Raw genomic sequence first — 12,130 nt, 5'->3', positions numbered from 1 at the left:
CTTAATCATCTGATGATATGAATGGAAATGATGTATAATCATGAGCATTATTCCTCAGAGGAAATTCATTGTGAATGTCGAAAAACTGGCTCGTATCGATTTAAATCTATTGGTCTGCTTTAAAGTGCTGATTGAAGAGTTAAACGTTACTCGTGCGGCCCACCGATTGTGCTTAAGCCAATCTGCCGTAAGTAAATCACTGGCTAAACTGCGCATTCAATTTGATGACCCTCTTTTCACTCGAAACTCACATGGATTAACACCTACGCCGCGCGCATTGTTTCTTAAACCGAAACTGGATCTGTTGATAAATCAGTTAGAAGTGCTGACTCAACCCGAAGAGTTTTCTCCGCAAAGCAGTGAATACCGTTTTCAAATAGCAGCGGTAGAGAGTGTCTACCCTCTCATTCTACCCCATTTTTTACCGGCGATTTTTCAACAAGCACCTGGCGTGACAATTAGCACACACCCGTGGTCGGATAATACATTTAAAATGCTTCAACGCGGCGAACTGGATTTAGGCTTAACTGGAAAAGATATCGATATAAACGATGCCAAGCTGACTCTTCAACCACCCGATGACATTTGCGAGTTGGAAATTTATCGTGATTACCAAATGTGCATCATTCGCAAAAACCACCCTGCGCTAAAACAACCTTGGAACCTGGAAGCCTATCTCGCCCTACGCCATGTACAAGTACGTTGTGATGGCAACGACCGTTGGTTGCTGGATTATCGCCTTGCAGATATTGGCGCCGACCGCGATATTGCCGTCACTGTGCCCGACTTTAACAGTGCCGCAAGTTTATGTTCATACACCGACTTTATCTTTACTGCGCCAAGTCATTTTGTGCAACTTGCGGCCAAACAGCTTGATTTGGTCGTGCTGCCACTACCGTTAGAATTCCCACCTATGGCTTACACTTTATTCTGGCACCGAGACAGAGAAAACGACCCTGCATTAGGCTGGCTACGTACGATGATCACACAAAAAACCGATCACCTTAGATAAAAACACCGCGCTCAATTTGCGCTTAGCGGCTAAAATGAGTAGCTTAACTGTCGTAGTCCTTTTTGGCTCATCTATGGCCTAGTTGTACTCCGACTCTATTGAAGTGATTGCGAACCTCAATGGAATCGTAAACTGCATGAAGCAGATGGAAACAGCTCCCACACCTGAGCATGAAGGAGCGGTAATTTGAAGGAATAACACAGATGCACAACGATACCCAAAGCCGCGTGAATGCAATTCGCGAATGGCTAGCACAACATAATATTGATGCCCTACTTGTCCCTCATGAAGACGAGTACTTGGGTGAATACGTACCAGCGCACAACGAGCGTTTACATTGGCTAACTGGCTTTACTGGTTCTGCTGGTGCTGCGGTAATCACCAAAGACAAAGCCGCTATCTTTGTTGATGGTCGCTACACAGTACAAGTAACAAAGCAGGTTCCTGCTGATCTATTCGAATACCGTCACTTGATTGAAGAGCCTGCACTAGATTGGATTAAAGACCATCTTGCAAATGGCGCGTCTGTGGCAATCGACCCTCGCATGCACAACGCTGCTTGGCTAGACATGGCACAAGCAAAACTTGCTGGCGCACTTGAGCTTAAGATTCTCGATAGCAACCCAATTGATGAACTGTGGCACGACCGCCCTGCTCCTGTGGTTTCTGATGTTCGCCTAATGGCAACAGAAGCAGTTGGTCAGTCAAGTGAAAGCAAACGCCAAGAAATCGCAGAGCTCGTGAAAAAAGCCGGTGCAGACAGCGCAGTGATCACAGCACTTGATTCTATCTGTTGGCTGCTCAACGTTCGTGGTCTAGATGTCTCACGTCTACCAGTTCTGCTTTCTCACGCGATTCTGCACTCAGACTCAAGCGTGGAATACTTCCTAGATCCTGCTCGCCTACCTGCTGAGTTTGACGCTCATGTTGGTGCCGGCGTGACGGTTCATCACCCAGAAGCATTGCAAGCACGACTAAAAAACCTAACTGGCAAGAATGTACTGGTTGACCCTGCGACAAGTAACGCGTGGTTTAAGCTGGTTCTACAAAACGCTGGCGCATCTGTGGTGAGTAAAGCTGATCCATGCCTAATGCCAAAAGCAGCAAAGAACGCAGTTGAAATCGCAGGCATGAAAGCATGTCATATCCGCGATGGCGTAGCGATGAGTAAGTTCCTTTCTTGGTTAGATGCTGAAGTCGTTGCGGGTAACCTGCATGATGAAGCGACGCTGGCAGACAAACTGGAAGCGTTCCGTAGCGAAGACCCGACACTTATGGATCTTAGCTTCGATACTATCTCGGCAGCAGGTGGCAACGCGGCGATGTGTCACTATAATCACGAGAACCAACCTGAACCTGGCAAGCTAGAACTGAACACACTTTACCTAGTGGATTCAGGCGGTCAGTACCTAGATGGCACGACAGACATTACGCGTACCATCGCGATCGGTCAGCCTTCACAAGAGATGATTAAACAATTCACTCTCGCGCTAAAAGGTCACATCGGTGTTGCTCGTGCACGTTTCCCGAAAGGCACACGTGGTTACCAAATCGATACGCTAGCTCGTCAGCACCTATGGGCGGAAGGCTACGATTACGATCATGGTACTGGTCACGGTGTTGGTCACTTCCTAAGTGTTCATGAAGGTCCGGCGAGCATTTCTAAGAAGCAAATAGACGTGCCTCTAACAGAAGGTATGGTGCTATCCAACGAGCCAGGTTACTACCGTGCAGATGCGTTTGGTATCCGTATCGAGAACCTAGAGCTTGTTGTTGAAACCCCAACTAACGGTGACTTCCCTGTTCTGTCATTTGAGTCGCTAACACGCTGCCCAATCGACAAGCGCAACATCAACGTTGATATGCTAACTCGTCCAGAACTTGCTTGGCTGAATGATTACCATCAGAAAGTGTGGGATGAGATCAGCCCGCTGGTTGAAGGTGATGTGAAAGAGTGGCTTCGTCAAGCAACGCTACCAATAGCACACAGCTAGAAGCTAGAAGCTAGAAGCTAGAAGCTAGAAGCTAGAAAAAAGTAGAGGGTTGATGTTTTGCATCAACCCTCTTTTTTTGCCTATGTTTCACGTGAAACATAACGATGACCAGTGGCTTTCTTTGCTACTTAACCAGAATACGCTGAGTGCCAATCTCGCCATACAGGGTCAAATCCTTTGGCTCGAATCATCTCTTCCACAGAACCCGCGCTTCGCTCATCGCTGATCTCAAACTGCTCGAGTTCAACATCATCCATCGCATAACCACCCGGCTGAGTTTTCGATGCAGCAGACATACTGGTGATGCCTAACGGCAATGCATTGTCTCTGAACTTCGGTGATTCACGAGTCGATAATGACAACTCCACCTCTGGATTCAACAAACGATAAGCGCAAATCAACTGAACAAGCTGCTTATCCGTCATGACTGATTTTGGTTGGAGCGCGCCCTCACAAGGACGTAAACGTGGGAAAGAAATTGAGTACCGAGTCTGCCAATATGTGCGCTCAAGATAGTCCAAGTGCGCTGCGACATAAAAGCAATCGGTACGCCACTCTTCCAATCCTATCAAAGCACCAATACCGATCTTATCGATGCCTGCTTTTGCAAGACGATCGGGTGTATCCAATCGGTATTCGAAATCCATCTTGTTGCCACGCAAATGGTGCTCGGCGTAAGTCGAAGGATGATACGTTTCTTGATAGACCATCACCGCATCCAAACCCAATGTCTTGAGCTCAGCGTATTCGTCTTGATCAAGTGGCTGTACTTCCATCGCCAAATAGTTAAAGCGCTTCTTAATCATAGGCACCATTTCGCGGAAGTATTTCATACCCACTTTAGTTTCGTGCTCGCCAGTCACCAGCAATACGCTATCAAACTTCATGCGTTTAATGGCTTCAACTTCTGCAGCCACTTCGTCCCTATTCAAAGTACGACGCTTGATTCTGTTCTCCATAGAGAAGCCACAATAAGTACAAGCATTGGCGCACAAGTTAGAAAGGTACAGTGGAATGTAAAGCGACATGGTATTACCAAAACGCTTGCGAGTTGCCGAGTATGACAGCTGCGCCATTTGCTCTAAGTACGCTTCAGCCGCTGGTGAAATTAGCGCTTTAAAGTCTTCCAAATCACGCTTGGGTTTATTCAATGCTCGCTCGACATCTTGTGCCGTTTTCGCGTAGATCGACATCGAGATGTCATCCCAATTAAGCTGCTTAAATTGTTCAACGAAGCTCATGTTTTCCTCGCTTAATAGCTAAACCAATCTAGGACTAAAGCTCATCTAGGAATGACGTCAGTGGACTCGACGCAACCGCATGAGAAACCTTACCGGCAAGTCCAGCTTCATAAGCCATACGCCCGGACTCTACCGCCAACTTAAATGCCTTCGCCATCGCAACGGGATCGCTCGAAGCTGCAATCGCTGTATTGACGAGCACGGCATCCGCGCCCATTTCCATCGCACGCGCGGCATGTGAAGGAGCACCAATACCCGCATCAACAACGACAGGAACATTAGCTTGGTCGATGATGATCTCTAGGAAATCGTGAGAAACTATCCCTTTGTTAGAACCGATCGGCGCACCTAATGGCATGACTGCAGCACAGCCTACTTCTTCCAATCGTTTACACAGAACCGGGTCAGCATGACAATAAGGAAGGACAATGAAACCCTCACGAACCAGCTGTTCAGCGGCTGCAAGTGTCTCAATTGGATCTGGCATCAAGTACTTCGGGTCTGGATGAATTTCCAGTTTTAGCCAGTTAGTACCCAACGCTTCTCGCGCCAGTTGTGCAGCAAACACAGCATCTTTAGCATTCTTTGCACCTGATGTGTTTGGCAATAAGTTCACACCCGCTTGTACTAACGGCAGCAAAATATCGTCTTGTTGGTCGTTCACATCCACACGCTTCAACGCCATAGTCGCAAGTTGAGATCCCGACACTTGAATCGCTTCTGCCATTAATCGGCTGTTGGCAAACTTCCCGGTTCCCGTGAACAGTCTTGATTCGAATTGTTTATCACCAATTTTAAGCATCGACTTTAACCCCCTGCGATCGCTTGAAACAAAGAGATGCTATCTCCCTGTGAAAGAACTGTGCTAGCCCACTCACTGCGCGGCACAACATTGTTATTAATTGCAAAAACACAGCCCATTTCAGGCAGCGCAAATTGACTAATGATTTGCTGTAGATTCGACTCACTGGCAACTTGATGTGACTGGTCATTAATGACAATAGTGATCATATCTAGGTCAGCAGCGGTCATTTGTGTTGTTTGTTGTTCTGATAACGTCATTGCTTCCAACTCTCTTAATTCTGCCCATTACTCGTAAACTAAATCTGAGCACACACTTGGCACTGTTTGTCTTTGCTTATCGCCATGGTTTGCCATTGCAGCTTCAATCCATCGAACAGGTGTAACTTGGCAGTCTCGACATGAAACTTTCCCGTCGCCATTTTTTGAATTGCCGCTATCGCTTGGTAGTTGCCAAGTGTACCCACCACCGGACCGACGACACCGCTCTCACTGCACTTTTGCGTTTGCGGTAATTCGTCGAACGGATACAAACAGCGGTAACAGGCTTTACTCTGCGCTTCTTGTTCACTTGGTGTTTGGTAATCAAAGACAGCGAATTGCCCTTGCCAACCAATTGCCGCCGCCGAGATGAGCGGCGTATTTTGCTCGAAACAAACTTGGTTAATTAGCTGGCGCGTTGGCATGTTATCGGTGCAGTCGAGCACCACATCCGCTAGCATCACCTCAAGCTGCAGCTGTGCTTTGTCTAATCGCTTATTAAGAGCGCGAATTTGAACCATAGAATTAAGGTCAGTCAGTTGCTTTACAGTCGCTTTTGTTTTCGCAACTTGGAGGTCTTGTTCGCGATAAATGATCTGGCGTTGCAGGTTACTGCTATCAACTTCATCGTCATCGACCACAACCAATTTACCAACACCCGCTGATGCCAAGTACAAACTCGCTGCGCTCCCTAACCCACCACAACCGATGATCAGCACATGCGATTTGCTCAAACGCTCTTGCCCACTTTCAGCAATTTCAGGCAGAGCTACTTGGCGTTGATAGCGAAGGAACTGCTTATCCGTGAGCATTCTCGCCTCTCTTGGTATGCGCTAATTCACTATTCTGATCAGTAAACGTTAGCTGTCTTTCTTTCATCAGTTGTGCAAAGAACTCAATGACGGACTGAGGTGATTCTGCCAACGTAATAGCTCGCACAACTGCCAAACTAGAGACGCCCATGCGCCAAACTTGGTCTGCATTAGATTGGTCAATACCACCAATCGCAACCGTCGGAAAGCCAAGCACATAGTCACTTACTTCTTTGTCTTTTGAAGTTCTGAAAGCAGCCTCTGTATTTGTATAAGGAATGCTATCAATCAGCTTTTGATACAAAGCCAAGCGCACCAAACCTTGTGGTTTCGATGGCATCTGTTTTGTGGTGGTTGGGAAAATATGCCCTAGTGCGATGTAGCTAGGATGAATTTGTACGATGCGCAGTAGTTCGTAATAACCATGCGTAGAAAGACCAAGACGAATGCCGGCTCTAGTTATCTGAGCCAAATTCGATTCTTCTATGTCTTCTTGTCCTAGGTGAACGCCATAAGCGCCATGCTTGATTGCCAACTGCCAATAGTCATTGATGAACACTTGTGCTTGATACTGACGACCTAGCTCAATTGCTCGAATGATCTGTTGTTCTAAATCGGCTTGTTGTGGGTTCTTGATTCGCAGTTGAATAGTGTTGATGCCTAATGGCAGTAGACGCTCAATCCAAGCAACATCATCAACGACTGGATAGAGCCCTAGACTTTGCTTAGTTAGAGTTGGAAAGCTAACGCTCTCACCTTGTGCAGACCAACCAACTTGAATACCTAGCCGGTTATCCTCTAGTACAGGTGTGGGGAAATCATCAAATTGGTCAGCCCACTGAGTAGATCTTCCCTCACCAAGGTTGTCATTCGACAGTGTTTCACGTGAAACATTCGCTTGTTGAGTTAGCATTCCTCGAGCAAGTGTTAACGCATCTTCGATAGGAAAATCGAGTACTGTCAGCGTTACTATCCAAGCAAGGTGATGTTCGGGATCGAATATTGCGTTGAATTTGGACTTAACGGAAAGCGCTCTCACTTCGTTGTTAATTGGGTGACGCCAGATATCAAGCTGAAGCACTTTCTCCTTTTCATCGGATACATGCGTATCAGCAATGCCAATATAAATCGCTTTCGACGGTTGCTTAGCACACGCTTCTACCGATAAAGCAGAGCGGTAATAGAGCACAAATGAACTCTCATTCTCAGAGTCATAACCATTAATAAGATCTGTCGTTATGCGTGTGGTCTGTTGGTCGCGAACAAGCTGAATAGATTGAGTTGGGCTCACACCCAACTCAATGTCTTCTATGCTAAAACCCTGTTCTTTCGCCAACAACAAACATTGCTGAACTAAACCTGTCAGTTCAATCAACGATGACGGAATAAGGATTTTGCTCATTAGTCACTTACCTCGGCATGTGCTGCTGGGTGGTATAGCTCGGAACCTGACTCTCTAAATTCTTGCGATTTCTGACGCATCCCTTCAAGAGGATCATCTAGCATTTTAATCGAGATAGCTTGGTCCGCAGCAACTTGCTCAGTGTCTTTCGCGTACTCTCGTACCTCTTGCGAAATCTTCATCGAGCAGAACTTTGGTCCGCACATCGAACAGAAGTGAGCAACTTTGCCGGACTCTTGAGGTAAGGTTTCATCATGGAAAGCGCGCGCGGTATCTGGATCGAGTGACAAGTTGAATTGGTCTTCCCAGCGGAACTCGAAGCGAGCTTTAGAAAGCGCGTTATCACGAACTTGTGCACCAGGATGTCCCTTCGCCAAATCCGCGGCGTGCGCAGCAAGCTTGTAAGTTATCATGCCTACTTTCACGTCTTCTTTGTTTGGTAAACCAAGATGCTCTTTAGGAGTGACGTAGCAAAGCATCGCACAGCCATACCAGCCAATCATGGCAGCACCAATACCTGAAGTAATATGGTCGTAACCTGGAGCAACGTCTGTCGTCAATGGGCCAAGGGTATAGAAAGGAGCTTCATGGCAGTGCTCTAACTGTTCTTCCATGTTCTCTTTGATCATGTGCATTGGAACATGACCAGGACCTTCGATAATCACCTGTACGTCGTATTCCCACGCTATCTTGGTTAACTCACCAAGGGTACGAAGCTCTGCAAATTGCGCTTCGTCGTTAGCATCGGCCACCGAGCCAGGACGCAGACCATCACCGAGAGAAAGTGCCACATCATACTTAGCACAGATTTCACAGATCTCTCGGAAGTGGGTATATAAGAAGCTTTCTTGGTGATGCGCTAAACACCATTTCGCGATGATAGAACCACCACGAGAGACGATGCCAGTAACGCGTTTTGCAGTCATTGGCACATAACGAAGTAGTAAACCGGCATGGATAGTAAAGTAGTCAACGCCCTGCTCTGCTTGCTCAATCAGGGTATCGCGCATCACTTCCCAGTTAAGGTTTTCCGCAACACCGTTCACTTTCTCAAGCGCTTGGTACATTGGCACGGTACCGATCGGAACCGGACTGTTACGTAGAATCCACTCGCGAGTTTCGTGAATATTGCGTCCAGTAGAGAGATCCATAACGGTATCGCCACCCCAGCGCGTCGCCCACACTAGTTTCTCTACTTCTTCTTCAATCGAAGAAGTGACCGATGAGTTACCGATGTTGGCGTTCACTTTGACCAAAAAATTACGCCCAATGATCATTGGTTCGGATTCTGGGTGGTTGATATTAGAAGGGATAATAGCGCGACCTTCGGCGACTTCTTTACGCACAAACTCTGCAGTAATGTCCTTTGGTAGGTTCGCACCAAAGCTTTGACCCGGATGCTGTTGATTCAGCACTTCATCGCGATACTTGGCACGCCCCATGTTTTCACGCAGCGCGATATATTCCATTTCTGGGGTAATAATACCTTTGCGAGCATAGTGCAATTGGGTCACACAATGGCCATCTTTGGCACGTCGAATACGTGGTAGATTACCGTAACGAAGATCGTCTAGTGTTTCGTCTTCTAAGCGTTCTTTGGTGTACACCGAGCTTACTTCATCAAGTAGCTCAGTATCGGCACGCTCTTCAATCCACCCTTCTCTCAGCTTAGGTAAGCCGCTATAGAGGTCTATGGTGTGCTCTGGATCTGTGTATACACCCGAGGTATCGTAAACGCGTACTGGCTCATTAGGCTCGAAAATAGGCGCTTCTTTTGTGCCTCCAATAAGGCTATCGGCGAGTGATATTTCACGCATTGGCACACGAATATCTGGACGTGAGCCTTCTACGTAGACTTTGCTTGAATTGGGGTACGGTTGTACCGAGAGTGTATCAATGAACTGTTTTGCTTCCAGTCTCGCTTGTTTGCGACTCGACATAGCATTTTTCCTTGCTTTGTTATACTAGATAAAAAGTAATTGGATAAAAATGCTTGGCGGATAGATGCGACAAGAGGAGTCAAATTAAGGCTAGTTAAAGCTTACGATATTTGCCTGTAACAACATTCGACTTTTGATAGATCAACCAGAAAGAACTCCGGTGTGAATATCTTCTCTTGTTCCCTTCGCAGATTCTAATCTGATCAGGTTCAACGGATCCCGAATTAACGGTCTCAGCCTTATGGCACTCCGACAAGTGATGTCAGTATATAAAAACGGCTTGGTGAAACCAAGCCGACCTGTTCAATTTTTAACTACTTTGCTAGCTGCGCATCAATAATTGAAAGCCTATCCACGCAGCTGAAATACTTAACACGACATTCAACAATACGTTCAACCCCATCTTAAAGAAAGCGCCCTGCTGCATAAGCAACACATTATCCATCGAGAAGGTGGAAAACGTCGTTAGTGCCCCTAAAAAACCCAAGCCAATCACTTGTCGCCAAGGTTCCGTTGCCAAAAGTTCATTATCGAAAGCTGCTATCAATAAGCCCATCATAAATGAGCCAACAACGTTAACGGTTAACGTACCATATGGAAAACCACGCCCCAATAAAATGACACAAAGTTCAGAAATTAAGTAACGAGAACATGCACCAAATGCACCACCCAATGCAATAAAACCCAAAACGGATAGTTGTCCCATAATTCCCCCAGAAAAGTTAATGGCGACATTGTAATCAAATTTACGGCAATAGTGATTATACAATCTTAGAATTCAGCAAAGTATAGCGCTTAAAACTTATCAAGATTTTAAAAGTTACAGGAGTCACTTTACTTCAATGTAACCCATCAAACCCGTCTTCATATGTTCAATTACATGACAATGGTACATCCAACGCCCTGGGTTATCTGCAACAAATGCCGCTTTCGCACTGCCGTTTTTTCCAAGTAAGACCGTATCGGTATGAAACGGTTCGTCGAGTTTTTTGCCATCTAACTCAAGAACCGTAAATGTGTGTCCATGAAGATGAATAGGATGATGATATTGGGTGACGTTCTTTAGGTTGAAGATATAGGTTTTTCCCATCTCCAATGTTGAAAGCGGCGCTGGAATATTATCTTTGCTCATTCCCTCCCAAGCCCGTTTGTTCATCAGCCAGAATTGGGGGATCGCTTTGCCCGATTTATCAGCAGGAGTGATCGCCCCCTCCCACTCAAACACATAATCGATTTGCTCTGCATTTTTCAAATCGAGAGCTGGCACAGGGTTGAGAGGTAATAAAGGCAGTTTCTGGTTGTTCGACAGATCAGACTCAACAACGTCAAACTCGCACAAAGGGAATGGGAAGCGTCCTTTCATTTGACGCACATAAACACGTTTTCCAGCCTTTGGAGCAATCAATCCGACATCTAACCTCATTCCTGGACCAATTTTATGCTCAGTGAGCTTGTAAGGCGTTTTAACAGGGTTACCATCAATAGCGATAACCCAAGCCTCTGCACCTTCAATAGCGATCGGGTAAGTAATGGTGTTATCGACATTAGCAATTCTTAATCGCGTGGTAGCATTCTGCTTCAGCGTATAAACAGGTTCATGCACACCATTGACGCTACTCCACTCTCCGGGAGTCCCCATACGAGCGCTCAAGCGCGGTACCATAAGGTTCTTCCACTGACCTTGTTTGTCTAAATGCCAATGCTTTAGAACTATTTCCTGTTCTTCATCAAATAGAACAGGCTCAGCCTCTTCAACGATAATTAGCCCAACTAAGCCCATACCAAGTTGCTTAACGCTATTCATGTGGGGGTGATACCAAAACGTGCCTGCATCTGGCGGTGTAAATTCATAAACGAATGTTTCACCCGGCATGATAGGCGGCTGGCTTAAGAAAGGTACACCATCCATTTCAATAGGGATTCGCAAGCCATGCCAGTGGATTGTAGTCGGCTCTGAAAGCTTGTTAGTAAACCTAATTATAACTTTCTCGCCTTGGCGACAACGAATCGTAGGCGCTGGAATCGAACCATTAAATGCGAGTACGTCTGTGTTAAACCCAGGGATCAATTCTGCAGTAGAAGGCTCTGCAGTGATATCGTATATATATTGCCTCTGCTTATTAGTGCTCCTAGATAGAGAACATGCAGGTAGAACGGTAAGCGCGGAGATTGCTAAGGATGATTGAAGAAAGCGTCGACGAGATATATCCATACATAGTTACTCATTAATCCAGATCGGTTGAGTGTAACTAAATATAAATAGTGATTCCCCTTTATTATTAAAATTTCGGGCCACTGATCATTACAGCTAACTGTAGTTTCGTTCGTTCAGTAGATTAAATGCTGCCAAAGTACAGCAGAAAGCCATACTTACGGGATAAGAGTAGAAATAAGCTGTAATAATGAGAAGAAACCAGATACAAAAAAGGCTCTGACCTAAGTCAGAGCCTGATATGTGGCAGGGGTGGAGAGATTCGAACTCCCAACACGCGGATTTGGAATCCGCTGCTCTGCCAATTGGAGCTACACCCCTATAGAATTTTCATATTCTAGATTTGACAAAACCTCGCATAAGCGAGGTTGTCGATATTAAGTGGCGGAGTGGACGGGACTCGAACCCGCGACCCCCGGCGTGACAGGCCGGTATTCTAACCAACTGAACTACCA

At 46.2% G+C, this 12,130-nt stretch carries 10 protein-coding genes, 1 tRNA gene and 1 riboswitch; of the genes, 2 read left to right on the top strand and 9 right to left on the bottom strand.

Features of this window, described 5'->3' with window-relative positions; genetic code table 11:
* The first annotated feature begins 70 nt into the window (after positions 1 to 70).
* The gene (locus R7R78_RS21810; protein WP_005378791.1) at positions 71 to 1,012 is read left to right on the top strand and encodes a LysR family transcriptional regulator; all 942 of its coding nucleotides are present in this window, start codon (positions 71 to 73) and stop codon (positions 1,010 to 1,012) included.
* Between the two features lie 203 nt (positions 1,013 to 1,215).
* The gene (locus tag R7R78_RS21805; protein WP_225474232.1) at positions 1,216 to 3,006 is read left to right on the top strand and encodes an aminopeptidase P family protein; all 1,791 of its coding nucleotides are present in this window, start codon (positions 1,216 to 1,218) and stop codon (positions 3,004 to 3,006) included.
* Positions 3,007 to 3,134: 128 nt separating this feature from the next.
* Here R7R78_RS21805 and thiH read toward each other — a convergent pair whose 3' ends face one another.
* From thiH to R7R78_RS21760, 9 genes are all read right to left on the bottom strand, one after another.
* On the bottom strand, positions 3,135 to 4,247 hold the full coding sequence (thiH, locus tag R7R78_RS21800) for a 2-iminoacetate synthase ThiH (protein ID WP_061036335.1): 1,113 nt from the start codon (positions 4,245 to 4,247) through the stop codon (positions 3,135 to 3,137).
* 34 nt (positions 4,248 to 4,281) lie between these two features.
* Positions 4,282 to 5,049, bottom strand: a complete 768-nt coding sequence (locus R7R78_RS21795; RefSeq protein WP_005397059.1) for a thiazole synthase — start codon at positions 5,047 to 5,049, stop codon at positions 4,282 to 4,284.
* A 5-nt stretch (positions 5,050 to 5,054) separates the two neighbouring features.
* Positions 5,055 to 5,309, bottom strand: coding sequence for a sulfur carrier protein ThiS (gene thiS / locus R7R78_RS21790; RefSeq protein WP_225474231.1), 255 nt, complete (start codon positions 5,307 to 5,309; stop codon positions 5,055 to 5,057).
* A 38-nt stretch (positions 5,310 to 5,347) separates the two neighbouring features.
* Positions 5,348 to 6,121, bottom strand: coding sequence for a HesA/MoeB/ThiF family protein (locus tag R7R78_RS21785; RefSeq protein WP_213867442.1), 774 nt, complete (start codon positions 6,119 to 6,121; stop codon positions 5,348 to 5,350).
* A complete protein-coding gene (locus R7R78_RS21780; protein ID WP_225474230.1) occupies positions 6,108 to 7,523 on the bottom strand; it encodes a thiamine phosphate synthase in 1,416 nt (471 codons plus the stop codon). Before R7R78_RS21780 ends, R7R78_RS21785 begins: the two co-directional genes overlap by 14 nt.
* Complete coding sequence (gene thiC / locus R7R78_RS21775; RefSeq protein ID WP_005378810.1) at positions 7,523 to 9,463, bottom strand: phosphomethylpyrimidine synthase ThiC; 1,941 nt, start codon at positions 9,461 to 9,463, stop codon at positions 7,523 to 7,525. Before thiC ends, R7R78_RS21780 begins: the two co-directional genes overlap by 1 nt.
* A gap of 163 nt (positions 9,464 to 9,626) precedes the next feature.
* Positions 9,627 to 9,725: riboswitch (TPP riboswitch) on the bottom strand.
* Between the two features lie 60 nt (positions 9,726 to 9,785).
* The gene (crcB, locus tag R7R78_RS21770; protein ID WP_005378811.1) at positions 9,786 to 10,169 is read right to left on the bottom strand and encodes a fluoride efflux transporter CrcB; all 384 of its coding nucleotides are present in this window, start codon (positions 10,167 to 10,169) and stop codon (positions 9,786 to 9,788) included.
* A 123-nt stretch (positions 10,170 to 10,292) separates the two neighbouring features.
* Positions 10,293 to 11,675, bottom strand: coding sequence for a multicopper oxidase family protein (locus R7R78_RS21765; protein WP_213965903.1), 1,383 nt, complete (start codon positions 11,673 to 11,675; stop codon positions 10,293 to 10,295).
* A gap of 244 nt (positions 11,676 to 11,919) precedes the next feature.
* Positions 11,920 to 11,996 (bottom strand) — tRNA-Trp (locus R7R78_RS21760).
* Between the last annotated feature and the right edge of the window lie 134 nt (positions 11,997 to 12,130).

It is taken from the genome of Vibrio sp. 2134-1 (assembly GCF_033339495.1).
The sequence above is the reverse complement of the archived record's forward strand: the minus strand, read 5'-3'. Positions and strand labels throughout refer to the sequence as shown.

Excerpts from the sequence above, each read along its gene's own strand:
- R7R78_RS21805 (WP_225474232.1), top strand. The coding sequence starts at position 1,216 with ATGCACAACGATACCCAAAGCCGCGTGAATGCAATTCGCGAATGGCTA.
- thiH (WP_061036335.1), bottom strand. The coding sequence starts at position 4,247 with ATGAGCTTCGTTGAACAATTTAAGCAGCTTAATTGGGATGACATCTCG.
- R7R78_RS21795 (WP_005397059.1), bottom strand. The coding sequence starts at position 5,049 with ATGCTTAAAATTGGTGATAAACAATTCGAATCAAGACTGTTCACGGGA.
- thiS (WP_225474231.1), bottom strand. The coding sequence starts at position 5,309 with ATGACGTTATCAGAACAACAAACAACACAAATGACCGCTGCTGACCTA.
- R7R78_RS21785 (WP_213867442.1), bottom strand. The coding sequence starts at position 6,121 with ATGCTCACGGATAAGCAGTTCCTTCGCTATCAACGCCAAGTAGCTCTG.
- R7R78_RS21780 (WP_225474230.1), bottom strand. The coding sequence starts at position 7,523 with ATGAGCAAAATCCTTATTCCGTCATCGTTGATTGAACTGACAGGTTTA.
- thiC (WP_005378810.1), bottom strand. The coding sequence starts at position 9,463 with ATGTCGAGTCGCAAACAAGCGAGACTGGAAGCAAAACAGTTCATTGAT.
- crcB (WP_005378811.1), bottom strand. The coding sequence starts at position 10,169 with ATGGGACAACTATCCGTTTTGGGTTTTATTGCATTGGGTGGTGCATTT.
- R7R78_RS21765 (WP_213965903.1), bottom strand. The coding sequence starts at position 11,675 with ATGGATATATCTCGTCGACGCTTTCTTCAATCATCCTTAGCAATCTCC.